This is a genomic window from Haloplanus litoreus (assembly GCF_045690335.1).
In the GTDB taxonomy this organism is placed as follows: Archaea; Halobacteriota; Halobacteria; order Halobacteriales; family Haloferacaceae; genus Haloplanus; species Haloplanus litoreus.
The window spans coordinates 2,234,911-2,261,238 of record NZ_CP147874.1 but is presented as its reverse complement, the minus strand read 5'-3'; the positions used below and the strand labels follow the sequence as shown (position 1 = coordinate 2,261,238).

At 67.7% G+C, this 26,328-nt stretch carries 24 protein-coding genes; 11 read left to right on the top strand and 13 right to left on the bottom strand.

Annotated elements, in window-relative coordinates; all coding sequences use genetic code 11:
• The first annotated feature begins 36 nt into the window (after window positions 1-36).
• Window positions 37-1,905, top strand: coding sequence for a cation:proton antiporter (locus V8686_RS12115; RefSeq protein WP_379704482.1), 1,869 nt, complete (start codon window positions 37-39; stop codon window positions 1,903-1,905).
• A gap of 41 nt (window positions 1,906-1,946) precedes the next feature.
• Here the strand turns inward: V8686_RS12115 and V8686_RS12110 are convergent, their stop codons facing one another.
• The 4 genes from V8686_RS12110 to V8686_RS12095 form a co-directional block, all read right to left on the bottom strand.
• Window positions 1,947-3,284: a glutamate-5-semialdehyde dehydrogenase gene (locus tag V8686_RS12110; RefSeq protein WP_379704481.1), complete on the bottom strand. Its 1,338-nt coding sequence runs from the start codon at window positions 3,282-3,284 to the stop codon at window positions 1,947-1,949.
• The gene (proB, locus tag V8686_RS12105; RefSeq protein ID WP_379704479.1) at window positions 3,277-4,116 is read right to left on the bottom strand and encodes a glutamate 5-kinase; all 840 of its coding nucleotides are present in this window, start codon (window positions 4,114-4,116) and stop codon (window positions 3,277-3,279) included. Before proB ends, V8686_RS12110 begins: the two co-directional genes overlap by 8 nt.
• Window positions 4,109-4,888, bottom strand: coding sequence for a pyrroline-5-carboxylate reductase (gene proC, locus V8686_RS12100; protein ID WP_379704477.1), 780 nt, complete (start codon window positions 4,886-4,888; stop codon window positions 4,109-4,111). The genes proB and proC overlap by 8 nt, the downstream gene beginning before the upstream one ends.
• A 77-nt stretch (window positions 4,889-4,965) precedes the next feature.
• Window positions 4,966-5,829 (bottom strand): SDR family oxidoreductase, encoded by an 864-nt coding sequence (locus tag V8686_RS12095; protein WP_379704475.1) that lies wholly within the window; start codon window positions 5,827-5,829, stop codon window positions 4,966-4,968.
• A 36-nt stretch (window positions 5,830-5,865) separates the two neighbouring features.
• Here V8686_RS12095 and V8686_RS12090 point away from each other — a divergent pair, with 36 nt between their 5' ends.
• The 3 genes from V8686_RS12090 (at window position 5,866) to cysS (ending at window position 8,238) form a co-directional block, all read left to right on the top strand.
• A complete protein-coding gene (locus V8686_RS12090) occupies window positions 5,866-6,051 on the top strand; it encodes a hypothetical protein (RefSeq protein WP_379704473.1) in 186 nt (61 codons plus the stop codon).
• A gap of 169 nt (window positions 6,052-6,220) precedes the next feature.
• Entirely contained in the window at window positions 6,221-6,712 is a 492-nt protein-coding gene (locus tag V8686_RS12085; RefSeq protein WP_379704471.1) for a DUF7523 family protein, read from the top strand.
• A gap of 44 nt (window positions 6,713-6,756) precedes the next feature.
• Window positions 6,757-8,238, top strand: a complete 1,482-nt coding sequence (gene cysS / locus V8686_RS12080; RefSeq protein WP_379704469.1) for a cysteine--tRNA ligase — start codon at window positions 6,757-6,759, stop codon at window positions 8,236-8,238.
• 6 nt (window positions 8,239-8,244) lie between these two features.
• Here cysS and V8686_RS12075 read toward each other — a convergent pair whose 3' ends face one another.
• Window positions 8,245-9,351: an L-dopachrome tautomerase-related protein gene (locus V8686_RS12075; RefSeq protein WP_379704467.1), complete on the bottom strand. Its 1,107-nt coding sequence runs from the start codon at window positions 9,349-9,351 to the stop codon at window positions 8,245-8,247.
• Window positions 9,352-9,447: 96 nt separating this feature from the next.
• Window positions 9,448-9,732 (bottom strand): DUF357 domain-containing protein, encoded by a 285-nt coding sequence (locus V8686_RS12070; RefSeq protein WP_379704465.1) that lies wholly within the window; start codon window positions 9,730-9,732, stop codon window positions 9,448-9,450.
• A gap of 115 nt (window positions 9,733-9,847) precedes the next feature.
• Between V8686_RS12070 and V8686_RS12065 the strand changes: the two genes are divergently transcribed.
• The 3 genes from V8686_RS12065 to V8686_RS12055 all read left to right on the top strand — a co-directional run bounded on the left by V8686_RS12065 (window position 9,848) and on the right by V8686_RS12055 (window position 12,042).
• Window positions 9,848-10,918: an NAD(P)/FAD-dependent oxidoreductase gene (locus V8686_RS12065; protein WP_379704463.1), complete on the top strand. Its 1,071-nt coding sequence runs from the start codon at window positions 9,848-9,850 to the stop codon at window positions 10,916-10,918.
• A 319-nt stretch (window positions 10,919-11,237) separates the two neighbouring features.
• On the top strand, window positions 11,238-11,579 hold the full coding sequence (locus tag V8686_RS12060; RefSeq protein ID WP_379704462.1) for a HalOD1 output domain-containing protein: 342 nt from the start codon (window positions 11,238-11,240) through the stop codon (window positions 11,577-11,579).
• Between the two features lie 178 nt (window positions 11,580-11,757).
• Window positions 11,758-12,042, top strand: coding sequence for a DUF7545 family protein (locus tag V8686_RS12055; protein WP_379704460.1), 285 nt, complete (start codon window positions 11,758-11,760; stop codon window positions 12,040-12,042).
• On the opposite strand, the gene V8686_RS12050 is transcribed toward V8686_RS12055, so the two are convergent.
• A complete protein-coding gene (locus V8686_RS12050; RefSeq protein ID WP_379704458.1) occupies window positions 12,039-12,851 on the bottom strand; it encodes a ZIP family metal transporter in 813 nt (270 codons plus the stop codon). The two genes, V8686_RS12055 and V8686_RS12050, sit on opposite strands and share 4 nt — an antisense overlap.
• 121 nt (window positions 12,852-12,972) lie before the next feature.
• Between V8686_RS12050 and V8686_RS12045 the strand changes: the two genes are divergently transcribed.
• Both V8686_RS12045 and V8686_RS12040 read left to right on the top strand, forming a co-directional pair.
• Complete coding sequence (locus V8686_RS12045) at window positions 12,973-15,066, top strand: acetate--CoA ligase family protein (RefSeq protein WP_379704456.1); 2,094 nt, start codon at window positions 12,973-12,975, stop codon at window positions 15,064-15,066.
• Window positions 15,063-16,124 (top strand): phosphotransacetylase family protein, encoded by a 1,062-nt coding sequence (locus V8686_RS12040; RefSeq protein WP_379704454.1) that lies wholly within the window; start codon window positions 15,063-15,065, stop codon window positions 16,122-16,124. The genes V8686_RS12045 and V8686_RS12040 overlap by 4 nt, the downstream gene beginning before the upstream one ends.
• A 1-nt stretch (window position 16,125) precedes the next feature.
• On the opposite strand, the gene V8686_RS12035 is transcribed toward V8686_RS12040, so the two are convergent.
• Entirely contained in the window at window positions 16,126-17,226 is a 1,101-nt protein-coding gene (locus V8686_RS12035; RefSeq protein ID WP_379704452.1) for a M24 family metallopeptidase, read from the bottom strand.
• 103 nt (window positions 17,227-17,329) lie between these two features.
• Here V8686_RS12035 and V8686_RS12030 point away from each other — a divergent pair, with 103 nt between their 5' ends.
• Window positions 17,330-18,499, top strand: a complete 1,170-nt coding sequence (locus tag V8686_RS12030) for a DUF7544 domain-containing protein (RefSeq protein ID WP_379704450.1) — start codon at window positions 17,330-17,332, stop codon at window positions 18,497-18,499.
• On the opposite strand, the gene V8686_RS12025 is transcribed toward V8686_RS12030, so the two are convergent.
• Both V8686_RS12025 and V8686_RS12020 read right to left on the bottom strand, forming a co-directional pair.
• Complete coding sequence (locus V8686_RS12025; protein WP_379704448.1) at window positions 18,481-19,281, bottom strand: CBS domain-containing protein; 801 nt, start codon at window positions 19,279-19,281, stop codon at window positions 18,481-18,483. The genes V8686_RS12030 and V8686_RS12025 overlap by 19 nt on opposite strands.
• A gap of 68 nt (window positions 19,282-19,349) precedes the next feature.
• Window positions 19,350-20,810: a DHH family phosphoesterase gene (locus V8686_RS12020; protein ID WP_379704446.1), complete on the bottom strand. Its 1,461-nt coding sequence runs from the start codon at window positions 20,808-20,810 to the stop codon at window positions 19,350-19,352.
• A gap of 87 nt (window positions 20,811-20,897) precedes the next feature.
• On the opposite strand from V8686_RS12020, the gene V8686_RS12015 reads away from it, so the two are divergent.
• Window positions 20,898-21,275, top strand: coding sequence for a DUF7522 family protein (locus V8686_RS12015; RefSeq protein ID WP_379704444.1), 378 nt, complete (start codon window positions 20,898-20,900; stop codon window positions 21,273-21,275).
• Here the strand turns inward: V8686_RS12015 and V8686_RS12010 are convergent, their stop codons facing one another.
• Genes V8686_RS12010 through nuoL form a run of 3 tightly spaced genes read right to left on the bottom strand, consistent with a single transcriptional unit; the run spans window position 21,276 to window position 26,328 of the window.
• Window positions 21,276-22,778, bottom strand: coding sequence for an NADH-quinone oxidoreductase subunit N (locus V8686_RS12010; protein ID WP_379706557.1), 1,503 nt, complete (start codon window positions 22,776-22,778; stop codon window positions 21,276-21,278). It abuts the gene before it with no gap.
• Window positions 22,778-24,310: a complex I subunit 4 family protein gene (locus tag V8686_RS12005; RefSeq protein ID WP_379704442.1), complete on the bottom strand. Its 1,533-nt coding sequence runs from the start codon at window positions 24,308-24,310 to the stop codon at window positions 22,778-22,780. The genes V8686_RS12010 and V8686_RS12005 overlap by 1 nt, the downstream gene beginning before the upstream one ends.
• The gene (gene nuoL / locus V8686_RS12000; RefSeq protein ID WP_379704440.1) at window positions 24,307-26,328 is read right to left on the bottom strand and encodes an NADH-quinone oxidoreductase subunit L; all 2,022 of its coding nucleotides are present in this window, start codon (window positions 26,326-26,328) and stop codon (window positions 24,307-24,309) included. The genes V8686_RS12005 and nuoL overlap by 4 nt, the downstream gene beginning before the upstream one ends.

The following is a 26,328-nucleotide window of genomic DNA, read 5'->3' as shown; positions in this document are numbered from 1 at the left end:
GTCCCGGCTCGACCGCGTACCGGTGGAGCGTTCGACATGACTGCCGCCGTCGACATCGTCGCCGTGGTCGTGACGATCATGGGGATAGGTACCGCCGCACAGGTTCTCGCGGACTGGATGCGGATTCCGAGCGTGATCTTTCTGATTACGGCCGGCGTCCTCGTGGGACCCGAGGGTCTCGGCGTCGTCAGACCGGCCATGTTCGGTCCCGCGCTCCGGGCCATCGTGGGCCTGAGCGTCGCCGTCATCGTCTTCGAAGGTGCGTTCCACCTGCGGATCGAGCGGATCCGCACCGCCCACCGGGAGACGCTCCGTCTCGTCACCCTGGGGGCGGCGCTCTCGCTCGTCGCCACGGCCGTGATCGTTCGGTTCGTCCTCGACGTGTCGTGGGATCTCTCCCTCCTCATCGGCTCGTTGCTCGTCGCGACCGGCCCGACCGTGATCACGCCGATCATGAACGTGGTTCCCGTTCGCGAGCGGGTCGCATCGACGCTGGAGACCGAGGGTGTCGTCAACGACGTCACCGCCGCGATTCTGGCCATCGTCACCTTCGAGTACGTCCTGCTGTCGTCGCGTGGACTTCCGGTGGTAGCGTGGGAATTCCTCCTTCGGTTCGGCCTCGGCGTGTTCGTCGGTGGGGCCGTCGCCGTCGCCCTCTGGATCGTCCTCCGGTACGGTCCGCAGGCGGTCGAGAACGCGCCACAGCACGCGCGACTCATGGTTGTCGTGTCGTCGGTGGCGATGTACGGACTCGCGGAGGTGCTTGGGGCCGAGGTGGGTGCCTCTGAAGCGGGCATCGCCGCGGCCGCGGCGGGCGGGTTCGTCCTCGGTAACACCGATATCCCGTACCGGGATACCATCGAGCAGTTCAAGGGTGACGTCTCGTTACTCGTCATCTCGTTCGTGTTCGTCACGCTCGCGTCGCTGCTGTCCATCCGTGACCTCCTCGCGCTGGGCGTCGGCGGCGTCGTCACCGTCGTCCTCGTCGCCGGTGTCGTCCGTCCCGCGGTCGTGTTGCTCTGTACTCGCGGCGACCGGTTGACGCTGCGCGAACGCCTCTTCGTCAGCGCAGTCGGGCCCCGCGGCATCATCCCCGCCAGCGTGGCGACGCTGTTCGCGCTCGAACTCCAGCCCGAGCGTCCCGAGGCGGCGACGATACTCGTCGGCACGGTCTTTCTCGTCATCTTCGCGACCGTCGTCTTCGAAGGAGGTTTGGCGCGCCACGTCGCACAGGTACTCGACGTGATTCCGATGCGTGCGCTGATCGTCGGTGGCGGCCGGGTCGGGACGGAACTCGCGGAGCGACTCGACGCCCGTGGGGAGGACGTAGTGATCGTCGATCCCGACGCGGAGGTTGTCGAGGCGCAGCGTTCGAAGGGGTTCACCGTCCACCGTGGTGACGGCACCCAGACGGACGTCCTCGAACGGGCCGGCGTCGAGAACGCGAAGGTGGTCGCCGTAACGACGGCGGACGACGACGCGAACCTCTTGGTCAGCCAACTCGCGAAGAATACCTACGGCGTCGAAACGGTCGTGGCGCGGGTGACCGACCCGTCGAACCTCGACGCGTTCGACGACCTCGACGTGGAGGCGATTTCGACTGCGATGTCGGTCGCCTGGTCGATGGACAACGTCATCGAACGACCCGGCATCTCACAGTGGATGACGGAACTCGACCGCGACGGCGACGTCCAAGAAGTCGTCGTCACCTCGGCGGCCCACGCCGGCAAGACGGTCGCGGAACTGACCGACGAACTCCCGGATGGCTGCCACCTCGCCGTGATCAGTCGCGATACGACCACCCGTCTCCCCCATCGGGACGACACGATCCAGCGTGGCGATCACCTGACGTTCATCGGCCGACGGCAGGCTGTCCGCGACGCCATCGAATACTGCACGTCGTGAACGGGTGGCCGGCGCGCGGCCGGACGCCCGGCCAGCCACCGTCACTCCCCGGTGCCGGACCGGTGTCCGGGGTTCCACTCGCCAGCGAACTCCTCGTGGAGGTAGGGTTTCGCGTTCTCGCCGGAGTAGGTGGCGACGAGCTGGCCGTCGCCCTCGAGGTGGTACTTGTACGTCGTCAGGCCCTCCAGACCGACGGGGCCGCGGGCGTGGATTTTGCCCGTGCTGATGCCGACTTCGGCACCGAGTCCGTAGCGGTAGCCGTCCGCGAACCGCGTCGAGGCGTTGTGGAACACGCTCGCGGCGTCGATGCTCCGCATGAACGTTCCCGCGCGGTCGGCGTCCTCGGTGACGATGGACTCCGTGTGCTTCGATCCGTGGGCGTTGATGTGGTCGATGGCCGCCGTCAGGGAGTCGACCACCTTGATCGAGAGTTCGAGGTCGCCGTACTCCGTCTTCCAGTCCTCGTCGGTCGCCGGGTCGACGTCGACGACGTCGCGGGTCCCCGCGTCGCCACGGAGCGTCACGTCGGCGTCGCGGTAGCGGTCGACCATCGCCGGCAGGAAGTCCTCGGCGACAGCTTCGTGGACGAGCAGTGTCTCGACGGCGTTACAGACCGCGGGATACTGCACCTTCGCGTCGAAGGCGACGTCCTCGGCCATCGACAGGTCGGCCTCGCTGTCGACGAAGACGTGACACACGCCCTCGGTGTGGCCGAGGACGGGGATGCTCGTGTTGTTCTGGATGTAGCTGACGAACTCCGAGCTCCCACGAGGCATGAGGAGGTCGACGGCGTCGTCCATCCCGAGCAACGTCGTCACGTCCTCCCGGGCCTCGATGAGCTGTGCCCACCCGTCGGGCACGTCGGCCGTCGCCTCGCGGACGAGTTCGTACAGCACGCGGTTGGAGTGACTGGCCTCGCTCCCGCCTTTCAGGATCACCGCGTTGCCGGACTTGAGGCTGAGTGCGGCGATTTGCACCAGGGCGTCGGGACGGGATTCGAACACCGTGCCGATGACGCCGATGGGGACGCCGACCTTGTACAGTTCCAGGTCGTCGTCGAGGCGGCGCGCTTCCAGCGTCTCGCCGAGCGGGTCGTCCTGCTCGGCGACGCTACGGACCATCTCGGCGATGTCGTCGAGTTTCGACGCCGAGAGTTCGAGGCGGTCGACGAGCGCGCGACTGTACTCCCCGGCTTCGAGGAGTTCCTCGGCCTCCTCGACGTCCTTCGCGTTGGCCTCGAGGACGCGCTCGTGGTTCGCCTCGATGGCATCGGCGACGTCGTGGAGGGCGGCGCTCCGCACCCCGTCGTCCAGTTTCGCCAGTTCCAGCGCGGCGGTCTGTGCCTCCGCAACCTTCTGCTCGGTGGCTTGCTCAGTCATCGGTGACTCCGTTCACGGGAACGAATATCGTCCCCACGGGTTTCCCAGTAGCGATTCGTTCGAGAACGTCCGGTTCGGCCGACCCCGCGATGATGGCGGGGATCCCGTGTTCGCTCGCGTCGCGTGCACCCTGTACCTTCGTCCGGATGCCGCCGAATCCGATCCCCTCGCTCGAACCGCCGGCGATGAGTTCCTGGACGCGGCCGTAGTTGCGCCCGACGGCTTCGATGCGCTCCGCGTCGGCGTCGTCCTTCGGGTTGCCGGTGTAGACGCCGTCGACGTCGGTCAGCGTCACCAGCAGGTCCACGTCGACGCCGATGGCGACGGAGGAAGAGAGCATGTCGTTGTCGCCGATCCGAATCTCCTCGGTCGCGACGGCGTCGTTCTCGTTGATGATGGGAACGACACCCCAGTCCAGCAACGTCTCGATGGTGTTCCGGAAGTTGGTGAACCGCTCGGGGTCCTCCAGGTCGTGCTCCGTCAGGAGGATCTGGGCGACTTTCCGGCCGTAGCGCTCGAAGCTCTCCGTGTAGCGTCGCATCAGGTGACTCTGGCCGACCGTCGAGAGCGCCTGTGACTCCTCGACCGTCTCCGTGGGGTGGTCGATGCGGCCCTGGCCGGCGCCGATGGCGCCCGAGGAGACGAGGATCACGTCTTTGCCCCGCGAGAGCAGGTCCTCGACGTCGTCGACGAGTTTGTCGAGTTTCGCGTCGTCGAGGTTGGACTCGTCGTCGGTCAGCGAGTTGGTGCCGGCCTTGACGACGACGCGGTCGGCGTCGGCCGCGAGCTGCCGGGTGTGCTCGACCGCCTCCCGTTCGACGGCTTCACTCATCGTCGAACGCGCCGGCCAGTTCTCGCGAGCGGTCGGCGGCCGCGTGTACGGCGTCGGCCACTGCGGCGTCGGCGTCGCTGTCCCACAGGACCCGCATGCCCTCGATGGTCGTACCGCCCTCGGTCGCGACGGCGTCGATCAGATCGTCGAGGCTCTCCTCCGAGCGGAGGACCGTCTCGGCGGCGCCCTTGAACGTCTGGGCCGCGAGCGTCCGGGCGTCGTCCGGGTCCATGCCCTCGGCGGCGGCGCCCTCCTGCATCGACTTGATGAGATAGTAGACGAAGGCCGGGCCGCTGCCGTTGAGCGCCGTCGCCACGTCCATCAGGTCCTCGTCGACGACGACGAACTCGCCGAGGTCCGCGAGGAGTTCGCGCACGTCCTCGTCCACCTCGTCCCACGCCACCGCCGCGGCCATGTTCTGCGTCTCGGCGGCGAGGTTCGGCATGATCCGCACCACCGTCGCGTCGGTGTGGGTCGCCACGTAGTCCGTCGGGACGCCCGCGGCGATGGTGACCAGCGTCTGTTCCGGCGCGAGGTCGAGTTCCTCGAGGACGGGGCCGACCACGTCCGGTTTCACGGCGACGATCACCACGTCCGACGCGGCCGCTGCCTCGGCCACGTCCGTCGTCGTCTCGGCACAGTACGGCTCGACGGCTTCGAGGGCGTCCGTGTCCAGATCACACGCGGTCACCCTGTGGGTGCCGGCCGCGGAGAGTCCCTTTACCAGGGCACTCCCCATGTGGCCACACCCGATGACGCTCACGGTAGTCATGTCGTATCATCCTATAGACGGTGACCCCGATATACAGACTTTGATTCACTCCAGTACTGTGGGGTATCGGCGGCGGCTCACTCGTACGTCGTGGAGTAGCCGCCGTCGTAGAGCATGTCGCCGCCGTTGAGGTGCTTGCTGTGTCCGGAGAAGCCGAACACGAACAGGTTCGCCACCTCGGCGGGCGTCATCGGCTCCTTCGTGCGGGCCTGGCCGAGCATCACGTCCTCCACCACCTCCCGCTCGGAGATCCCTCGTTCCGCGGCGGTATCCTCGATCTGGTTCACCATCAGCGGCGTGAGCACGTAGCCGACGCTGACGGAGAACCCTCGGACCCGGCCCGCGCCCTCGGCGGCGATGGAACGGGTCAGCCCGTTGAGACCGTGCTTGGCCGTGATGTACGCCGCCTTGTCCTGGGTCGCGTAACGGCCGTGGACCGAGGACATGTTGCCGATGGCGCCCTCGCCGTCGTCCGTATCGCGGATGTGGGGCATGGCGAGTTTCGCGGTCAGGAACGGCGCCCGCAGCATGATGTCGAGGAGCAGGTCGTACTTCTCCATCGGGAACTCGGGAATCGAGGCGATATGTTGCATCCCGGCGATGTTGGCGACGTAGCGCAGGTTCCCCCGTTCGGCCGCCGCGTCGATCATCGCGGCCACGTCGTCGTCGTCGGTGAGGTCCGTCGACACCGGCAGCACTTCCCCGTCGGTCCCGACGTCGCCCGCGAGGTCCACGGTACCGTCGAGACCCTCCTCGTCGATGTCGGCACCGACGACGGTGAGTCCGTTGGCCGCGAGCGCGACGGCCGTCGCCCGGCCGATGCCCGACGCCGCCCCCGTCACGACGGCGACCGTGTCGGGAACGAAACGCTCGTCGTCGAGGACGAGGACGTCGTCGGCGGTGAGTTCCGGTTCGCTGAGGTCGAACTCGTCAGTGGCCATGCGCGTGCGGTTCGCCGCCGGGACGTATAACGGTCGGTGTGGTGTCGCGGGGTCGGCGACCTCACCACCTGGTTCCGGGCCGACACCGCCGAGGGTGTCTCCCTGCGCATCGCGAGTGAGGTGCTCGCGGTGAGCAACGGGAGAGTCGGATATCTCTCGGAGCGGGAGCGGGAGCGGACCGACTCGACGTCGGGTCGGGCCGGGTCGGGTCGGCAGCGGTAGTCGAACGCCGTTTCAGGCGGGAGGTGAGCCGGAGCGTCTGCGGGGCCGACCGACGCGTTTCCATCCACGCGCTAGACCGGAATAACGCTAATCCGAAGCGAGATTCTGTAACTGTACTGCCAGTTTCGCGGTCGGCGGGACTTTTGTCCACGGCGTCGAACGGGCGGACATGTCGATTGCCGAAGCGACGCGTGAGGCCGTTCGGGAGCGACCGTTCCTGCTGGAGGCGCTCCGGGCGGGCGTCGTCAACTACCGGGCGACGGCGGGGAGACTCGACCTAGAGGCGAGCGAGGAGGCCGTCGCGGCCGCACTTCGTCGGTTCGCGGCCGATCTGCCGACCCGTGACCCGACCGCTCGCGACGCGCGCGTGACCGTCGAGCGCGGCGTCGGGGTCGACCCCGACGGCGGCGACGGCGAGGCTCACCTGACCGTCGGCGACCACGGCGTCGTCCCGGGTGCGGGGTCGAAGACGGCACTCGCCGCGACGGGGGACGTGGACGGTCGGGCGCTGGCGGCAGTCCTCGGCCGACTGGACGCCGCGGGGATCGACGTGGACGCCGCCGGTACCGCGGGGGACCGACTGGTCGTCGTCGTGAGCGGCCGCGACGGCGGGCGGGCGCTTCGGGTCGTCGAAGCCGCCCTCGATAGCGTGCCCGCGTAAGCGTTTATTCAAGTATTAATGCCTTGGCGCGGAACGCCCGTCCAATGACGCTGTCCGTGACCAACACGCTGACCGGCGACCGCGAGGAGTTCGAGCCAGCGGGCGAGGAAGTCCTGTTGTACGTCTGTGGGCTGACGGTCTCGGACGACGCACACCTCGGTCACGCTCGGGTGTGGACGCACGCCGACGTGATGCACCGGTGGCTCTCCCACGTCGGCTACGACGTGCGCCACGTCGAGAACTTCACCGACGTGAACGAGAAAATCGTCGCCCGGGTCGGCGAGGACGACCTGGGCGAGTCGGAACTCGACGTGGCCGAGGGGTTCATCGCCTCGGTCGTTTCGGACATGCGCGGCCTGAACCTGAAGCGGGCGACGGTCTACCCGCGGGTCTCGGAGCACATCCCCGAAATCGTCGACCTCGTCGAGCGCCTGATCGACCGCGGGTACGCCTACGAAACCGAGGGGTCGGTCTACTTCGACGTGACCGAGTTCGAGGAGTACGGCAAACTCTCGAACCAGCGGATCGACGAGATGGAGGCACAGGGTGACCCGGACGAGCGATCCGAGAAGCGCCACCCCGCGGATTTCGCGCTCTGGAAGGCCGACGGCGTCGCGCCGAGCGACGTGGCCGAACACCGCACGGACGACCGGCCACTGGGAGAGCACCCACCGTCCGGCGAGACGTGGGACTCCCCGTGGGGCGAGGGGCGACCGGGATGGCACGTCGAGTGCTCCGCGATGAGCATGGCCCACCTCGACGACACCATCGACGTCCACGTCGGCGGACACGACCTGGTCTTCCCCCACCACGAGAACGAAATCGCCCAGAGCGAGGCGGCGACCGGCCAGCAGTTCGCGCGCTACTGGCTCCACACCGGACTGCTCGAGACGGCCGGCGAGAAGATGAGTTCCAGCCTCGGCAACTACTTCTACGTCGCCGACGCGCTGGCGGAGTTCGGCCCGAACGTGATCCGAACCTTCTATCTCAGCACGAACTACGGCTCGAAACAGACCTTCGGCGAGGCGGCGATGGCGGAGGCCGAGGAACGGTGGGAGCGTCTCGAACGCGCACACGAGGCGGCCGTCGACGCCTGCGACAGCGTCGACGCCCGGACGAAAGCCGACGACGTAGCCCTGCGCGCGGCCGTCGAGACGGCACGCGAGGAGTTCACGACGGCGATGAACGACGACTTCGGGGTGCGAGAGGCGACGGCCGCGCTGCTGGAACTCGCGTCGGCGGTCAATCGTCACGTCGACGGCGGCACTCCCTACGACTACGTGGGCTTGCGACGAGCGGTGGAGACGTTCGAGGAACTCGGCGGCGACGTCCTCGGTCTGGACTTCGGGGGCGACGCGGCCGGCGACGTACGCCTGGCCGACGACCTGATCGAACTCGTCCTCGACGTGCGCGAGGCGGAACGCGAGGCGGGCAACTACGAGCGTGCGGACGCCCTCCGCGACGACCTGGAGGAACTCGGTGTCTCGGTCGAAGATAGCGACGACGGGCCGACGTACCGGTACTGACGTCGGCTATCGACCGACGGTGACGGGCGCGAAGCTCTCGAATCGGAACACCGTGAACGGCGTGTACGACTCCTCCTCGCCACGATTGAACGGTGGCGCGCGGTGGAGCTGTGTGACGGTGAAGTAGATGTGGCCGTCCGGCCCACAGCAGAAGCCGTCGGGCCACAGGAACCGCTCGTCGTCCTTGGCGATGACCTCGTACTCGCCGGAGGGGCGCGTCACGCCGATGGCGTTGTTCGTCATGTCCGTGATGTAGACGTTGCCCGCGGTGTCGACGGTGATGCCGTCACAGACCTCCTTGTCGCCGTAGCGCTCGATGCGCGCGTCGAGTTCGGCGTCGGTGAGCGACTCGTCGAGCAGGTCCGCGGCACGGACGCGATAGACGCTCTCGGTCGTGATACCACAGTAGTAGACCCACTCGAAGGCGGGATCGATCGTGATGCCGTCCAGCCCCGCGCTGATCGGTTCGAACTCACCCTCGGCGTTCGCCTGCACCACCGGTTCGCCCTCGATGACCGGTGTGACGCCTTCCTCGGGCAGGACGCTCGGGTGGCTTTCGATCACGCGGCGCGTCCGTCCCGTGTCCAGGTCGAGTGCAACGAGGGCCGGCTCGCCGGGGTCGCTCGGCTCGTCGCTCAGCCCTAGATCCGCGATGTAGATGGCGTTCCGCACCGCGTCGTACGCGAAGTCTTGCATGAAGGAGCGTTCGGTCGTCGCGTGGGCCGGGATGTGATCGACGCGGGCGAGTCGGTCGGTCGTCGTGTCCCACGAGACGAGTTTCGGGAGGTGACCGTTCGCCACGTCGCCGATGTCGAGGATGCGGACCATCCCGTCCGGATCGGCACGGAGGCCGATGAGCGAGTGAATCCCGACGCCGTCGTCGCCGGGGGGCGTACTCCACACCTCGTTGGGGAAGGGTCGCACCGTGTCGTCGTCGACGTACTCGACGACGCGATACGTCGGTTCGTCCTCGTACGGGAACGGGTGGTTGCTGACGAGCAACCGACCGTCCGGTGTCACGGCGGGGTTGCCCGCTCGCGTCTCGAACTGCGCGTAGACTTCGGTTTCGACGTCGGTACCCCCGTCCGCTTGCACGTCCGGTGTGTCTGACATGGATGCTCCGCCTCGCCGTGTGGGTCACGCTACCGCACACCAGCGGGGCGAGTCGAGACGTTGGTCACCGATCCATATAGTACTCCCCTCGCCGAGTCAGACGGTGAACAGTTCCGTATCCGCCGGCACCTCGAACAGTCCCATCCGGACGCCGGCGTCGAGCCATCCGTAGCCGTAGGAGTAGGCTGCGAGGGCGTTCACGGGGTCGTCGGCCTCGCGGAAGTGGCGGCCGTCGTCGAGGTAGGAGGTCGCCATCTCGCGGCACTCCGCGGCGGCGACCCCGAGGGGCGTGTCGGCGGGCGGGCGCGCCTCGGCGGCGTCGAGGGCGTCCGCCAGCATCCGTTCGTAGCGGTCGGTCTTCTCCTGTAAGTCGGCGGGCATGGTCGGCCGTGAGTGGGGACGGGACAAGAAGATAGGTGACCACGTCGCCTTCGCGCCGGTGCGCCCGCGACCCCGACAGCGCAAGCTAAATGGGCCCGACCCACCAACGAACGGTATGAGCGAGAGCGACGGCGTCGAACACCGGCGTCTCATCGTCGCCGGAAGCGGAATCGCGGGACTCACGGCCGCCATCTACGCCGGCCGGTCGAACAACGAACCGCTGGTGTTCGAGGGCGACGAACCCGGCGGGCAGCTGACGCTGACGACGGACGTCGACAACTACCCCGGGTTCCCCGAGGGGATCAGCGGGCCGGAACTGGTCAGCAACATGAAATCGCAGGCCCGCAAGTTCGGCGCCGAGGTGAAAAACGGCGTCATCGAGTCGGTCGACGTAGCGGGCGACTCGGGTCCGGGTCGCACCTTCCGCGTCACGCTGTCGAACGGCGACGAGTACACGGCGGACGCCGTCATCGCCGCCTCGGGCGCCAGTGCGCGCACCCTCGGCATCCCGGGCGAGGACGAACTCATGGGCTACGGGCTGTCGACGTGTGCCACCTGCGACGGCGCCTTCTTCCGCGACGAGAAAATCGTCGTCGTAGGCGGCGGCGACGCCGCCTGCGAGGAGGCCGTCTTCCTCACGAAGTTCGCGTCGACGGTGTATCTGGTCCACCGGCGCGAGGAGTTCCGCGCCGAGGACTACTGGATCGACCGCGTGATGGAACACGTCGACGACGGCGACATCGAACTGAAACTGAACACCGAGGTGACGGAACTCCACGGGTCCCGGGAGGAGGGTCTCGACAAGGTGACGATGGTCCACAACCCCGAGGGCCACCCGACGGACAACCTCGACGACCCGGACACCGAGTCGTTCGAGTTCGACGCCGGCGCCGTCTTCTACGCCATCGGTCACACTCCGAACACCGAGTATCTGGAGGGACTCGACGTGGAGATGGACGACGAGGGCTACCTCGAAACCGCCGGTGGCGACGGTGGCGGCCAGACGGCGACGGGCGTCCCCGGCCTGTTCGGCGCGGGCGACGTGGTCGACTACCACTACCAGCAGGCCATCACCGCGGGCGGCATGGGCTGTAAGGCGGCCATCGACGCCGACGGCTACCTCGAGGATCTGGATCGCGAACGGGCGGCGGCCGAGGAACCCGCCGCGGCCGAGAGCGACGACTGAGACGGATCGCTGCCCCTGTGTCCCGGTCGTCGTCGCCGACGGGGGGCGGCGACGGCCGGAACTGACTGACGACGGTTCGTCTGCGGGGGGATCGTAACCGGAGAGCGTCTATCGTGCCGCAGGAAGAGCCGATCCCGTCGAAGTAGTCGACTGGGTGATCGGTGTCGGTGGTCGTGAGGGATACGACGCGCGACTGCCGCACTGGGTGGCTGAAGCGGGATACGGGCGGCGAGGTTTTTCTAATACCACCGGTACGTCTCCCGAACTGTGTCAAATCCTTACACAGTAACGTAATAACGGATCGCACAAAGGGAACAGTATGAGTTCCGGGCACATGGTTATCTACCGCGGGTGCACACCCGTTATCGATTCTCGTTACGAGGGGGACGGCGCACGGACGCCGGCGGAGGCGGTCGTCGAAGCAGTAGCGGCCGCAGCCGATGTCGACCCGTTAGAACTGCCACCGTTGCACGAATACGTCGACCCCGACGCTCTGAACGAACTCTTCCAGCAACACGAGCGATCCGGTGAGGCGGATACCGTCCTCAGTTTCAGGATCGACCACTGGAACGTCTTCGTCCGTGCCGACGGACGTATCCGCGTCTGTGACGGTACCCAGGCTACCGACCCTACACCCGTATTCGACTCTCCGACGGCCTGACGTGGTTCGGTCCACGCGCGTAGTCGCCGTCGGCGACCCGGGAAGAGCACACGGATGAGAGACGGTCGACGGCCGCCGGATTCGGTGCGCTCGACGTCTCTCGGAGGGACGGGCACCGACGAGTCCGACGAGCGCACGATTCCCACACGCCCTTATACCGTGCGTCCGCAGTAACGCCATGGTCGAAACCGAGACGTACACTATCGAAGGCCCGGATGGCGACACGGACGAACTGGAACTCCCCGAGGGACTGGTCGACGTACTCGCGGAACAGGGCGAGACGCCGACGACGGTCGTCGCCGAAATCGCGCTCCTCTCGTTCGTCCAGCGCTCTCACGCCATGGTTCACCACGCCGAGGGCGACGCGCCGGCCGACCTCGAAGCGATCAACGAGACGGCCGAGGAACTGTTCGAGGACCGCTTCGGTATGACCTTCGGCGAAGCGACGGGCCACAGCCACTAGACGAACAGGAGTGGCACCATCGCGAGGACGCCGACGGCGACGCCGGCGGCGAGTTCGCGTCGCCCCCCACCGGGGAGGCCCTCACCGATGTCGAGGGCCTCGGGGATGAACTCCGTGACGACGAGATAGATCATGGCGCCGGCGGCGAAGCCGAAGCCGACGGGTAGGAACTCCCGGGCGACCCGAACGAACAGGAAGGCGATCACCGCGCCGATCGGTTGCGGGAGACTCGAGAAGACGGCCCACCAGACCATCTTCCACTCCGAGACGCCGAGCGTCCGGAGCGGAATCGAGATGGCGACCCCCTCCGGCACGTTGTGAATGGAGATGGCGACGGTCATGAACACCGCGAGCAGGGGGACGACGAAGCCGAACAGGCCGAGTGTCGTCCCCGCCGCCGACTGTAGTCCGAGGTCGGCGAAGGAGACGCCGACAGCGACGCCCTCGGGGAAACTGTGGACTGTCAAGACACCGAGAATGAGGAGCAGTTTCCGGAAGTCGGCCTCCTCGTACTTCTGCGGGCTCACCTCGTAGCCCTCGATTACCTCGTGGGCGACGACGACGAGAACCACGCCAGCGACCAGGCCGGGGACGATTTCCAGCGGCGAGTCGGCGGCCGACAGCCCCTCGAACACCAGTCCGAACACCGACGCCGAAACCATGATCCCCGAGGCCAGCCCCCACAGCGCCACGTTCCAGCGGTCACTCACGTCGTCGACGAGGAAGAACGGAATCGCCCCGAGTCCCGTCGCGAGCGCCGTTATCAGGCCCGCCACGAAGACGAAGATAACGTTCCCGAACAGAGCCATCGGCCGATCCGAGGGTACCGACCGGGTTAAGTATTATCATATTCTCGATACATTTGGCCGGCCTAAACCGTGTGGGAACTGCCCCACGATTTTATGCGCCGTGCGGGGGAAGTGCATTCCGATGGGAGAGCTATCCCCGTTGTTCACGCCGGACCGCGTCGCCGTCGTCGGCGCGACGGAGCGGCCGGGGTCGGTCGGTCGAGCGCTCGTCGAGAACCTCGTCGCCGACTTCGAGGGCGAGGTGGTCCCCGTCAACCCGAACGCGGACGAGGTGTGCGGACTGGAAGTCGTCGACGGTGTCGGAGGGACGGGCGCCGACCTGGTCGTGGTGGCAGTGCCGGCGCCCGTCGTCCTCGACGTCGTCCGCGAGGCGGGCGAGGCGGGCATCCGAAACGTGGTCGTCATCTCCGCCGGGTTCGCCGAGGCTGGCGGCGAGGGTGCAGGTCGCGAACGCGAGTTGGCCGCCCTCGCCGAGGAGTACGAACTGAACCTCGTCGGTCCGAACTGCCTCGGGATCATCAGCACGCCGGTCGGGCTGAACGCCACCTTCGCCCCCCGGTCGGCTCCCAGCGGCACCATCTCCTTTCTGAGTCAGTCCGGCGCGTTCGTCACCGCCGTCCTCGACTGGGCGGCCGACCACGGCGTCGGCTTCAAGGACGTGGTGTCGCTCGGCAACAAGGCCGTCCTCGACGAGGCGGACTTCGTGGACTCGTGGGGCGACGACGAGGGGACGGACGTCATCGTCGGCTACCTCGAGAGCATCGAGGACGGTCGCCGGTTCGTCGACGTCGCCCGGGCGGTGACCCGCGAGACGCCCGTCGTCGTCGTCAAGTCGGGACGGACCGAGGCGGGCGCGCAGGCGGCCTCCTCACATACGGGGGCGATGGCCGGCCGTGACCGCGCCTACGAGGCCGGCCTCCGGGAAGCGGGGGTCATCCGCGCCGACACCGTTCAGGACCTCTTCGACGCCGCTCGCGTCCTCGCCGGTCAACCCGTCCCCGAGACGGACGGGGTGGCCGTCGTCACCAACGCCGGCGGCCCGGGGGTGATGGCCACCGACGCCGTCGGCGAGGAACCCCTGTCGCTCGCCGAGTTCGGGAGCGACACGCTGGACCGACTCCGCGAGCGCCTACCCGAGGGGGCGAACGTCTACAACCCGGTGGACGTCATCGGCGACGCCGACAACGAGCGGATGCGCGCGGCCGTCGACGCCGTCCTCGACGACGACGCCGTGGGGGCGGCCGTGGTCATCGCCGCACCCACCGCGACCATCGACTACGGCGACCTGGCCGCCGACGTCGCCGACCTTCAGGCACACCACGACCTGCCCGTGACGACGTGTCTGATGGGCGGGGAGCGCGCCCGACAGGCCGACGACGTCCTCGACGAGGCGGGGATCCCCAACTACTTCGACCCCGCGCGCGCAGTCGGGAGTCTCGGGACGCTGTCGCGGTACCGCGACGTTCGTGACCGGGACCTCCCGGAACCGACGACTTACGACGTGGACCGCGAGGCGGCCCGAGACGTGTTGGAACGGGCGAGCGACCGCGGCACGAATCGCCTCGGCGTCGAGGCCATGTCGCTGCTCGACGCCTACGGCATTCCGACGCCCGCCGGGGAAGTCGTCGACTCGCCGGTCGACGCCCTCGACGTCGCCGAGCGGATCGGTGATCGGGTCGTCATGAAAATCGTCAGCCCGGACATCCTTCATAAGTCCGACATCGGTGGCGTGAAAGTCGGCGTGCCACGGGAGGAGGTGTACGACGCCTTCGAGGATCTGGTCGCCAGGGCGCGCAACTACCAGCCGGACGCGACGATTCTCGGCGTCCAGGTGCAGGAGATGGTGGAGATGGAATCCGGCGTCGAGACCATCGTGGGGACGAACCGCGACCCGCAGTTCGGGCCGCTCGTCCTCTTCGGCCTCGGCGGCATCTTCGTCGAAGTGATGGAAGACACCGCCGTCCGAATCGCCCCGCTCGCCGAGTCGGAGGCGCGGACGATGCTCGACGACATCAAAGCAGCACCGTTGCTGTCCGGCGCTCGGGGTCGCGACCCGGTCGACAAGGCGGCCGTCGCCGAGACGCTGGGACGTCTCGCCCAACTCGTCACCGACTTCCCGGCCATCCTCGAACTCGACGTGAACCCGCTGGTGGCCCGGCCGGACGGCGTCCAGGCCGTCGACCTCCGACTCACCGTCGATCCAGACAACCTATGAACACCGTACTCGTCACCGCGACCGGAGAGAGCACAGGTAAGACGGCCATCGGCATCGCGCTCGGCCGCCACGCACAGGACCGGGGCCGGAGCGTCGGTTACATGAAGCCGAAGGGGACGCGCCTCCAGAGCCAGGTCGGCAAGACGCTGGACCGCGATCCGATGCTGGCGCGCGAACTCCTCGACACCGACGACGAGATGCACGAGATGGAGCCCATCGTCTACTCGCCGACGTTCGTTCGGAGCGCGATGGAGGGGCGCGAGCGCCCCGACGAACTCCGCGAGCGGATCCGCGAGGGGTTCGACGCCGTCGCCGAGGGCCGGGATCTGATGATCGTCGAGGGCGGCGGTCGTCTGACCACCGGCGGGGTCGTCGACCTGACCGACGCCGACGTGGCGGAGGTACTGGACGCGGACGTGGTGCTGGTCGCGGACTACACGTCGCCGCCGGACATCGACGAGACGCTCGCGGCCGCCCGACAGGTCGGCGACCGACTCGCGGGCGTCCTCTTCAACCGGATTCCGGACGCCGCCTACGACGAAGTCGAGAGCCTCGTTGCGCCGTTCTTGGAGGAGAAGGGCATTCCCGTCTTGGGCGTCCTTCCACGCGAGGCGGAACTCGCCGGCGTCACCGTCGGCGACCTGGCGAGCGAACTCGGCGCCGAACTGCTCACCGACGTCCCCACCGACGGCGTCGTCGAGCGGTTCCTCGTCGGCGCGATGAGCGGCGAGGAGGCACTTCGCTTCTTCCGTCGGACGAAGGACGCGGCGGTCATCACGGGTGGCGACCGGACCGACATCCACACCGCCGCGCTCGAAGCCCCGGGGATCAAGTGCCTGGTGCTGACCGGCGGCCGGCGCCCGCCCGCGACGGTCCTCGGCACCGCCACCGAGAAGGGGGTTCCCATTCTGCTCTGTTCGGCCGACACGCTCACCACGCTCGAACGCGCCGAGGAGGTGGTCCACAGCGGCCGCACGCGCGACGAGCGCACGGTCGAAGTGATGGGCGACCTGCTCGGCGACCACGCCGACGTGGACGCGCTGCTCGGAACGGAGTAGATCAGAGTCGCCAGCCGCGGTCCGTCCGGTTGAGTCGCTCCGTTCCGTCCGCGGTGACGACCACGAGGTCCTCGATTCTGACGCCGAAGCGGTCGTGGAGATACACGCCTGGTTCGACGCTGAAGACCATCCCCGGTTCGAGTTCCACGTCGCCGCCGGCGACGATATCGGGGTCCTCGTGGACGTCGAGGCCGACGCCGTGGCCCGTCCGGTGGACGAACCGGTCGCCGTAGCCCGCGTCCTCGATCACGTCCCGTACTGCCCGGTCGACGGCGCCCGTCGTGACTCCGGGTCCGGCCGCCGCGACGCCGGCCGCCTGCGCCTCCGCGACCACCCGGTGGACCGCCTCGAACGCCGCGGGTGGATCGCCGTCGAAGACGACGGTACGCGTCTGGTCGCTCGGGTAGGCGTCGACTCGCGTCCCGAAGTCGAGGACGACGGGGTCACCGGGACGAATCTCCCGGTCGCCGCTCGCGTGGTGCGGGTCGGCACCGTTCGGCCCCGCGGCGACGATAGTGTCGAAGGCGATGCCCGTACCGCCGTGGGCTTCCAGTCGGTCCTCGACGAACGCCGCGAGGTCGGCTTCCGTCCGCCCGACTGCGCCGGTACCGAGGGCACGCACGTCACGCATCGTCGCGTCGGCCGCCTCGGCGGCCGTGCGCAGGGCATCGAGTTCCCGGTCGTCCTTCAGCCGTCGGAGCGGAGCGAGCACCTCGCTCGCGAGGCCGACGGTGGCCTCGGGCAGTCGGTCACGGAGTGACAGCGAGACGGCCGTCCACATCCGATCCGCGAGGAGGACGTGTGAGGGCGACAGGTCGTCCAGCAGTGGGTCGAGGGCCGGACTCGGTCCCGTCTCGTCGGCCCACGTGCGCACGTCCGTCACCCACGTGGCATCACGAACCGACGCGGCGTCGAGGGCTGGCACGACGAACGTCGGATCGCCCTCCGCGGGCACCACGAGGAGCGTCAGTCGGTCGCTCGGCTCCGTGTCCACCCCGCTTAGGTAGTACAGGTTCCGCCCGGGCGTGAGGGCGAGCGCGTCGGCGCCGGCGTCGACCAGTCGCGCCTGTGCCCGCCGAGTCCGGCGTTCGAACGGCGTCATGGCCGACCCTTGCCACCCCGCGACCAAAGTCGCGTCGCCGCTCTGTCTCGCAGTCGGATCGGCACCCCCTGTACTTTTGTCACCTGGATTCGATGTGCCGAGCATGCCCTCCTGGTACGCGCTCGCTGCCCTTTCGGACGCCCGTGACGCGACCAAAGACTTGCTTCTCCCGGTGGACCGGGGACGGTGGCTTCGCCTCGCCCTGATCACGCTCTTCGTCGGCGTCGGCGGTGGCATCCCAACCGGGGGCGGCAACGCGAACGTATCCTCGGGCGGCGGTGGGATGCCCTCCGACCTGCCGACACCCTCGCCACCCGAGATCGGTTCGGCGGTGGCCATCGTCGTCGGTCTCGTTCTCGTGGCACTCGCCCTCCTGTTGTTGTGGAGTCTCGTCGGCGCCGTGATGGAGTTCGTCCTCGTCCGGGGACTGCGTGACCGCGAGGTGTCGATCCGGGGCCCGTTCGGCGAGGAGTTCCGTCCCGGCCTGCGCCTGTTCGGCTTCCGCATCGTCGTCGGCCTCCTCACGCTCCTGTCGATCGGCGTGCCGTTGGCGCTCGTGCTCCTCGGCGGCATCGGACTCTCGCCGGTCCTCCTCGTTTTGATGGTTCCACTGATCCTCGTTTTCGTCATCGTCGGCATCGTCGCGAGCGTGATTCTCGGGCTGACGACGGACTTCGTGGTCCCGACGATGCTGACCGAGGGTCGCGGAGTCGTCGACTCGTGGCGACGCCTCTGGCCGACGCTCCGTGGGGAGTGGAAGCAAGTCGCCCTCTACGTGGTCGCGAAGTTCGTCCTCGGCATCGGCGTGAGCATCGCGGTGTCCATCGTCGTCCTCCTGGTGGCTATCGTGCTCGCGATTCCGTTCGTCGTCGTCGGTGGTGTCCTCTATCTCGGCCTGTCTGCGGCCGGCCTGCACCAGGCCGTGGTGTTCGTCGCCGTCCCCCTCGTGGCGCTTTTCGTCCTCGCCTTGACGGTCGCCGGGCTACTCGTGCAGGTGCCGGCGCTCACCTTCGTCCGCTACTACTCGCTGTCGGTGCTCGGCATGTTGGTCCCCGAACTCGATCTGGTCGGCGTCGACCGACCGGAGGAAGACGGCGACGACGGTGACGGTGCGAGCGACGACGGCGACGACGGCGACGACGGCGACGACGGCGACGACGGCGACGACGGAACGAACGAAGCGGGCGTCGGCGGCACGGACGGCGAGTCGTCGTCCCCCGGGTCGATGGTGCGGTCCGCCGGGGGAGGCGTGGCCTACCGCTGCTCCTGTTGAAGCCGTTCGGTCGTCTCGATCAGCGGGTGCCGTGCGTAGTCGACGATGGAGATGTCGCCGATGGACTCCAGCCCCTCCTTCTCCGCGGTGCGTTGCATCCCGAGTTCGAGTCCGGCGTCCTCGTCGATGACGATGACGTAGGCGTCCATCTCCTCGATGTCGAGGCGGTCGGCGGCCATGACCCGGTGGTGGCCGTCCGCGAGGAGGAGGGTGCCACCGTTGTCGATGACGACCAGCGGTTCGGCCAGGCCGTGTTCGAGTTCGTAGCTTCGACCCTGAAGTTCGTCGGCGTAGACCCGCCCCTGCGTCGGGGTGAGGTCGGCCAGTTTCACGCGCCGGCGCTCCTCCGAGGCGTCGATGTCGTGAATCTCTTCGAGGGTGTGCAGAAGTTTGTCCACCTTCTTCGGCGTCGCGCGTTCGATCTGACTCCGGATGACGTCCGTGTTCGAGATGATGCCGACGAGGTTGCCGGCGTCGTCGACGACCGGGAGTTTCTGGATCCCCGATCGGAGGATCACTCGCGCGGCGTCGTTGACCTTCATCTCCGGATGCGCGACGACGAGGTCGTCCGACATCACGGTGAACACGAGGGCGTCGTCGTCGGCCAACAGCAGGTCGCGGGCGCTGATGAACCCTTCAACCTGACGGCCGTCGGTCACTGGAAAGCCGGTGTGGCCGTCGCTCTCGACGATGCGTCGCGATACCTCGACGACGGAGTCGTCGGGCGAGACAGTCGCCACCTCACGGGTCATATATTCTTCGACGGTCGCGTTGTCGGCCATCGAGGAGCGATACGGCGTCGACTCTCAAAAGGGTGGTCGTCGTGGCGCGACTGGCCCGACGCCGCCGCTCAGCCCTCGTCGGAGAGTGGAAACTCGAAGGCGATGTCCGCGGCGGTGGGGTCGCGAACCGGCGCGCTCGGGGGGTTCTTCAGGATCTCGAAGATCCGCTCTGCGATCACTTCGTCGACGACACGCGACAACGAGTCGGTCGACTCCTCGTCGACGGCGCCGAGGATTCCGAGCGGGATCTGTGCCCCCGCCATGTCGGCGTGGCCACCGGCGCTCCCGATTGGGCCGAGGGCGTCGCGCAGGGCCTCCCCGAGGTCGACGTCCGTTCCCCGGGCACGCCCGGAGACGTACACCGTCTCGTCCATGAAGCCGTAGACGACGGTGACACAGACGTCCTCCATGTCGAGCAGTTTGTCCGCCGCCTGTGCGAGGGCGTCCCGGTCGCGGATGCGCCCGACGCCGGTGGTGAGGACGTCGCCCCTGACGTCCCGGTTCCGAATCGCCGCCGCGAGCGTCGACAGCACCTCCGGTCCCATACTTGGCGATTCGACGCGTTCGAGGATGGACTCGTCGACGAGGGGGTAGAGATGTGCCGCCGCCTCGAAGTCGGCCTCGACGGCCTCGCGCGTGAACTCCCGGGTGTCGATCCGAATCCCGTACAGGAGGGCGGTCGCCACCTCGCGCCCCGGGTCGAGGCCCAGTCGTTTCAGATACTCCGTGAGGAGGGTGCTCGTCGCACCCACGTCGCTCCGCAGGTCCACGTAGCGCGCCTCGACGGGTGCTCGCGGCGGGTGGTGGTCCACGACCACGTCGACAGACGTGTCGGGGTCGAGTCCGTCGTTCACGCCGGGCCGGGAGTGATCGACTAGCGCGATGCCCGCGTAGTCGTCCAAGGCGTCGACCGACTCGACGTTGCGAAGCTCGAGATCCAACAGGTTCACCAGCGCCCGGTTCTCTTGGTGGGAGATGTCGCCGAAGTAGCAGGCGTCGGCCTCGATGCCCACCGACCGGGCGATCACCGCCAGCGCGAGCGCCGATGCGATGGCGTCCGGGTCGGGATTGTCGTGCATCACGACCGCCAGCCGGCCGTCGATTCCACGGAGGACGTTCAACAGCCGCCACACGCGCTCCGCACCCTTGCCAGTCGCCGCCTCGAGGACGTGATCGGTCACGACCCGTTCGACGTCGATCACCCTGTCGGCGACGGTCTCGAAGTCGGCGGCGGCGCCGCCCCGCCCCGTCGACGCCACGAGGTGTGCGTCGGGAAAGGACTCTCGGGCCTGTTTCGCCGCGGCGACGTTGCGGTCGTGGTCGTCCCCGAAAACGAGCACTACGTCGGCCGTCTCGGGGTACGTCTCCGGATCGGCGGGATCGCCACTGATCACCTCCGCGTTCGTCTCGACCCCGTCGGCCCGGGCCGCCTCCGGCACGACCACCCGGAGATCACCGCCCCACGTCGAGACGACGCCGACGACCGTCTCCCCGGCGCGTCCGCACCCGAGCACCAACCGCCTGACCATATCCGTCCGTTACGCCGGGTGCTGAAAACCCTACCGTCACGCGTCGCCGATGGAGTTAACCTGTTGTGTGACGTGATACCATGTGACATGAGCGAGCACCGAGGACTCGTCGATGCGTCGCTCGAGGAGCAACTGGTGAGTGCCTGTCGGACCACGGTCGGCGACAGTTTGCGGAGCATCGTCTACTTCACGCCGGACGAGTACGAGCAAGTGTATCTGCGCTCGGATCTGGACGCGGACGCCGACCTCTCACGCTGGGTCGAACACGAGGCCGCAGGCTTCCGCGCCCAGTTGGCGTACAGCGGGAGCGAACTCGGCGAGTACCACTACACCCTCCGGGTCTTCGCAAACGGGTTCGTGACGCGTGTCGTCGAGGGTGAGCACGGCGTGTTCATCACCACCGACGGTATCACGGTGAGACGCTCGAAAGAAGTGACGCGGGCGATCAGATCGGTGCTCGGCTGACTACGCGAACAGCGCCGTGGCGGCGCTCTGGGCCGTCTCGACGACGGGCCCGAACGCCGGCAGGAGCAAGAGCGTGCCGACGGCGGCGAGCATCACCGCAACGTAGAGACCGAGCGGCGTCGATCCGAGGTCCAAGGCTCCAGCGGGGTCCTCGATCCACATCGCCTTCACCACTCTGGAGTAGTAGAACAGCGACAGTGCGCTGTTGATCGCGCCGACGGCCGCGAGCCACCAGAAGCCACCCTCGATGGCCGAGTAAAAGAGGGCGTACTTCGAGAGGAAGCCGCCGAACGGCGGCAGCCCCGCGAGCGAGAACATGAACACCGTCATCGCCAGACAGGCGACGGGCGCTCGCGTCGCGAGACCGTTGTAGTCCTCGAAGGTGCGGCCGAGTTCCCAGTGTTCGACCAGGGCGATGAACAGGAACGCACCCGTGTTCATGAAGCCGTAGACGAGCAGGTGGGCCATACTCGCGCCCATCACGTCGCCGTTCGGGCCGCCGCCGGAGAGGGCGGCGAGGCCGATCAGTGCGTAGCCCGCGTGGCCGACCGATGAGTACGCCAGCATCCGTTTGACGTTCTGCTGGGTCGCCGCCGCGAAGTTACCGAGCGTCATCGTGACGACGGCGAGGACGGCAAAGAGTAGCGGCCAGTCGATACCCATCGGCACCACGGCGTCGATGGGGAAGGCCACCGCGAACACGCGGAAGGCAACGGCGAACCCGGCCGCCTTCGACGCCGAGGACAGGAAGGCGCTGATGGGTGCCGGGGCGCCCTCGTAGGCCTCCGGCGCCCAGAAGTGGAAGGGGACGGAGGCCGTCTTGAAGGCGAAACCACCGGCGATCATGACGACGCCGACGCCCGCGACGCCGACGAGGTCACTCGCCGAGCCGATGGCCGACGCCACGTCCGAGAGCAGGAGCGATCCCGTGACGGCGTAGACGAGCGAGATACCGAAGGCAAAGACCGCCGAGGAGACTGCGCCGACGAGGAAGTACTTCAGCCCCGCCTCGACGCTCCCGCGGTTGTTCTTGAGGAACGCCACGAGGGCGTAGGAGGGGAGCGAGGCGAGTTCGAGGCTGACGAAGACCGTCGCCAGCGACCCCGAAGACGCCATGAGGCTCATCCCCGTCGCCGCGAGCATCACCAGCGAGTAGAACTCCGCCTGGTAGGTGCGGTCGCGCAGGTAGTCGTAACTCGCGAGCGACACCATCGCGGCGACGCTCGCGAAGATGACGGTGAAGAACAGACTCAACCCGTCGACGATGATGGCGCCATCGTAGAGTTCGATGGCTCCGCCCTCCTGGCCGGTGCCCGCGAGGAGGAACCACCCGGCGACGGCGAGCGTCAGGATCGCTCCGCCGGCCGCGGTGCCCGCGAGGGCGGTCGGCCGCGTCGAGTCGGGGTCGATGCTGTCGACGAGCAACAGGACGAGCGCCGTCAGGCCGAGTAGTAGCGTCGGCGCGACGGCCGCCCAGGTCGGCAGTTGGGTCTGGATGGGAATCACGAGAGTTCACCTCCGAAGTCGAGGAGCGGATCGACCGCGTCTTGGATCATCCCGAAGAAGAGGTCGGGGGCGACCCCGAGGACGATGATCGTCACGAGCAGTATCGCGAGTGGAACCGTCTCGTGGAGCGGCGCCGGTCCGACCTCGTAGTCGGTCTCTAGGCGGAAGGTGCCGAAGAGGGTCCGCTGCATCGCAAAGAGCAGGTACCCCGCAACGACGACGATGCCGAACATCGCGACGGCGGTAAAGAGCGGCATGGCCACGTGGACCGTCGACGCGAAGGCGCCCTTGAAGATGAAGAACTCGCCAGCGAAGCCGGCCATCAAGGGCAGTCCCATGTAGCCGAAGGCGCCGGCGACCAGAATCCCCGTCGTGACCGGCATCCGGTCGGCCATCCCGGACATGTCGCCGACCATCCGGGTGTGGGTCGTGTTGTAGATGACGCCGACCGACATGAACATCAGCCCCGAGATGAGGCCGTGGGCGATCATCTGGAACGTCGCCCCACCGACGCCGTAGGTGGTGTAGGCGATGAGGCCGAGGATGACGTAGCCCATCGAGGAGACGGAGGAGTACGCGACGATGCGTTTGAGGTCCTGCTGAGCCAGCGCGAGCATCGCACCGTAGATGACGCTCACGACGGCGATCAAAGCGATCGGAACGGCGAACTGCGTCGCCGTCTCCGGCAGCATCGTGAAGTTGAACCGGAGCAGGGCGTAGGTCCCCATCTTCAGGAGGACGCCGGCCAGCATCACCGACACCGGCGACGGCGCCTCCACGTGTGCGTCCGGCAGCCACGTATGGAAGGGGACGATGGGCACCTTCACCGCGAACCCGAGGAACATCGCCACGAAGGCGACGCTCCGCAGCGTCGCCGCGGGGATGCCGTACAGCGATCCGAGTTCACCCGCCCGGAGTGCTCCGGCGATGGCCGGCATGTCGAGTGACGATACCGAGTCGCCGAGGCCGAAGACCAGGGCGATGAACCCGATGAACATCGCGAGCGACGCGATGTTGGTGTAGACGAAGAACTTGATCGCGGCGTACTTCCGCCGCGGGCCGCCCCAGACGCCGATGAGGAAGTACATCGGCAGGAGGACGGCCTCCCAGAAGACGAACCAGACGAAGAAATCGAGCGCGGTGAAGACGCCCAACAGGTTCGCCTCCATGAACAGCATCAGCCCGTAGAACTGGGACTGGCGGTCGTCGATGGGGGTCCACGCGCTCACGATGGCGAGCGTCGACAGAATCGTCGTCAACACGACCAGCGGCAGGCCGATGCCGTCGACGCCGACGTGCCAGTTGAGCGTGTAGCCCCCGAGTTCCATCCAGGGCACCATCGTCTCGAACGCGACGGACCCACCCGTGAGGGCGTTGCCCGCCGCGTCGAAGCGACTCCACATGTAGAGACTCCCCACGACGGGGAGTAGACTCAGGGCCGCCGCGAGGCGGCCGGCCCACTCGTCCGGGGCCAGCAACACGGCCATCGAGGCGACGAACGTGAATGCGATCAGCGCTTCGATTATCATGCGAACCACCCTCCGAGAATACCGAAGGCGACGAGCAACGCCGTCAACCCGAGGGTGAGGAGTACGGCGTAGTTGCTCACGACGCCAGTCTGTATCCGCCGGATCCGACTTCCGGCGAACAGGCTCACGCTAGAGACGCCGTTGACGACGCCGTCGACGACGCCCTGGTCGAACTTGTCGGCCAGTCGAGCCAGGGGCAGGACGACGGACTGGGCGATCCAGACCTGGTACTCGTCCTGGTAGTAGTTGTTGTACCACAGGGACTTCACCGCACCGAGTTTCTCCGTGTGCTCGTCCGGGTCCGGCACGTTGTAGAGCACGTGCGCGAGGCCGGCGCCCGCGAGGGCGAGGGCGAGCGACACTGCACCGGCCACGTACGACGCCACGTCAGCGGACGTGTAGCCCGCGTAGTCGTGGAGCAGTTCGCCGTAGTGGTCGGCGGTGAGCGCCGAAATCTCGCCGTGTGCCAGCCAGTCGTGCAGATACTCGAGGTGGATGCCCGTCAGGTCCTGGACCGGCACCATGTTGACGAACCCGACCGTCGCGGCGAGGATGCCGAGGACCACCAGCGGGCCTTTCACGTTCCACCGAACGCCGTGGGGGTCGCGAGCGACGTCCGTCCGGGGCTCGCCGTGGAACGTCAGGAACACCATCCGGAAGGTGTAGAAGCCGGTGAAGAAGACGGCCACCAGCCCCATCGCGTAGCCCGCGAGGAGGAGCGGCGACCCGCCGAGGCCGTGAACGAGCGCCTCGTACAGCACCTCGTCCTTCGACCAGAAGCCAGCGAAGGGCACGATGCCCGCGAGCGCCAGCGATCCGGAGAGGAAGGTGTAGTAGGTGACGGGCATCCGCTCTTTCAGACCACCCATGTTCCACATGTCCTCGTCGTGGTGCATGGCGATGATGACCGCACCCGCGCCGAGGAAGAGGAGCGCCTTGAAGAAGGCGTGGGTCAGCAGGTGGAAGGTTGCGGCGACGTAGCCGCCGGCGCCCAGTCCCAGCATCATGTAGCCGTACTGCGAGATGGTGGAGTAGGCGAGCACCTGCTTGATCTCTCGCTTGACGACGCCCATCGTGGCGGCGAAGAGGGCGGTGAACCCGCCGACCAGTGCGATGATCCCGAGCGCGGTGGGCGAGAGCGCGTAGAAGCCGTACATCCGCGCGACGAGGTAGACGCCGGCCGCGACCATCGTCGCGGCGTGGATGAGCGCGGAGACGGGCGTCGGACCCTCCATGGCGTCCGGAAGCCACGTGTGCAGGGGGAACTGTGCGGACTTCCCGACGACGCCGCCGAGGATCAGGAGGCCGAGAATCGTGAACCACGTCTCGGGTGCGAAGCCGAAGGTAGTCACCTCGGTGGCGCCGGCGAGTGCCTCCTCGGCGAGGGTCGGGAACGCCCCGTCGCCCGCGAACTTCGCGGTGCCGAAGGTGGCGAAGACGGCGACGACGCCGACGAGGAAGAAGTAGTCACCGAAGCGGGTGACCAGGAATGCCTTCTTCGCGGCGCTCGGCGGGCCGTCCTGCCGGAACCAGAAGCCGATCAGGAGATACGAACAGAGACCAACCAGTTCGAAGAACATGAACGCCATGAGTAGGTTGTCGGCGACGACGAACCCGAGCATGGAGGCGGTGAAGAGGCCGAGGCCGGCGTAGTACCGGGGAAGCCCCGTCTCGCCCTCGTCGTTCATGTATCCGAGGCTGAACACGTGGACCAGGAGCGCGACCAGCGAGACGATGAGCAGCATCATCGCCGCCAGTGGGTCGAGAAGCAGGCCAAAGGTGAGGGTCGTCGTCCCCTCGCCAACGCCCGCGGCCCACGTATAGAGCGTCTCGTTGTAGACGTTGCCGGCGCTGACGGTCAGGAAGACCCACGCCGAGAGGATCAGCGACCCCGCGGTGGCCGCGATGCCGCCGAACGCGCCGCCCTTGGGGAGGTACTTCCCGCCCGCGAGTGACACGAGGAAGGAGAGGAACGGGAGGAGGACGATGGCGGGCGCGTAGTCGAATGCTCCGGCCAT

What these genes read in the sequence shown, in the direction of transcription:
- proC (WP_379704477.1), bottom strand. Translation starts at nt 4,888, where the DNA reads ATGACTACCGTGAGCGTCATCGGGTGTGGCCACATGGGGAGTGCCCTG.
- V8686_RS12030 (WP_379704450.1), top strand. Translation starts at nt 17,330, where the DNA reads ATGCCCTCCTGGTACGCGCTCGCTGCCCTTTCGGACGCCCGTGACGCG.
- V8686_RS12040 (WP_379704454.1), top strand. Translation starts at nt 15,063, where the DNA reads ATGAACACCGTACTCGTCACCGCGACCGGAGAGAGCACAGGTAAGACG.
- V8686_RS12060 (WP_379704462.1), top strand. Translation starts at nt 11,238, where the DNA reads ATGAGTTCCGGGCACATGGTTATCTACCGCGGGTGCACACCCGTTATC.
- V8686_RS12065 (WP_379704463.1), top strand. Translation starts at nt 9,848, where the DNA reads ATGAGCGAGAGCGACGGCGTCGAACACCGGCGTCTCATCGTCGCCGGA.
- V8686_RS12020 (WP_379704446.1), bottom strand. Translation starts at nt 20,810, where the DNA reads ATGGTCAGGCGGTTGGTGCTCGGGTGCGGACGCGCCGGGGAGACGGTC.
- proB (WP_379704479.1), bottom strand. Translation starts at nt 4,116, where the DNA reads ATGAGTGAAGCCGTCGAACGGGAGGCGGTCGAGCACACCCGGCAGCTC.
- V8686_RS12035 (WP_379704452.1), bottom strand. Translation starts at nt 17,226, where the DNA reads ATGACGCCGTTCGAACGCCGGACTCGGCGGGCACAGGCGCGACTGGTC.
- V8686_RS12085 (WP_379704471.1), top strand. Translation starts at nt 6,221, where the DNA reads ATGTCGATTGCCGAAGCGACGCGTGAGGCCGTTCGGGAGCGACCGTTC.
- V8686_RS12070 (WP_379704465.1), bottom strand. Translation starts at nt 9,732, where the DNA reads ATGCCCGCCGACTTACAGGAGAAGACCGACCGCTACGAACGGATGCTG.
- V8686_RS12075 (WP_379704467.1), bottom strand. Translation starts at nt 9,351, where the DNA reads ATGTCAGACACACCGGACGTGCAAGCGGACGGGGGTACCGACGTCGAA.
- V8686_RS12095 (WP_379704475.1), bottom strand. Translation starts at nt 5,829, where the DNA reads ATGGCCACTGACGAGTTCGACCTCAGCGAACCGGAACTCACCGCCGAC.
- V8686_RS12115 (WP_379704482.1), top strand. Translation starts at nt 37, where the DNA reads ATGACTGCCGCCGTCGACATCGTCGCCGTGGTCGTGACGATCATGGGG.
- cysS (WP_379704469.1), top strand. Translation starts at nt 6,757, where the DNA reads ATGACGCTGTCCGTGACCAACACGCTGACCGGCGACCGCGAGGAGTTC.
- V8686_RS12055 (WP_379704460.1), top strand. Translation starts at nt 11,758, where the DNA reads ATGGTCGAAACCGAGACGTACACTATCGAAGGCCCGGATGGCGACACG.
- V8686_RS12025 (WP_379704448.1), bottom strand. Translation starts at nt 19,281, where the DNA reads ATGGCCGACAACGCGACCGTCGAAGAATATATGACCCGTGAGGTGGCG.
- V8686_RS12045 (WP_379704456.1), top strand. Translation starts at nt 12,973, where the DNA reads ATGGGAGAGCTATCCCCGTTGTTCACGCCGGACCGCGTCGCCGTCGTC.
- V8686_RS12110 (WP_379704481.1), bottom strand. Translation starts at nt 3,284, where the DNA reads ATGACTGAGCAAGCCACCGAGCAGAAGGTTGCGGAGGCACAGACCGCC.
- V8686_RS12005 (WP_379704442.1), bottom strand. Translation starts at nt 24,310, where the DNA reads ATGATAATCGAAGCGCTGATCGCATTCACGTTCGTCGCCTCGATGGCC.
- V8686_RS12015 (WP_379704444.1), top strand. Translation starts at nt 20,898, where the DNA reads ATGAGCGAGCACCGAGGACTCGTCGATGCGTCGCTCGAGGAGCAACTG.
- nuoL (WP_379704440.1), bottom strand. Translation starts at nt 26,328, where the DNA reads ATGGCCGGAGCATTCGACTACGCGCCCGCCATCGTCCTCCTCCCGTTC.
- V8686_RS12050 (WP_379704458.1), bottom strand. Translation starts at nt 12,851, where the DNA reads ATGGCTCTGTTCGGGAACGTTATCTTCGTCTTCGTGGCGGGCCTGATA.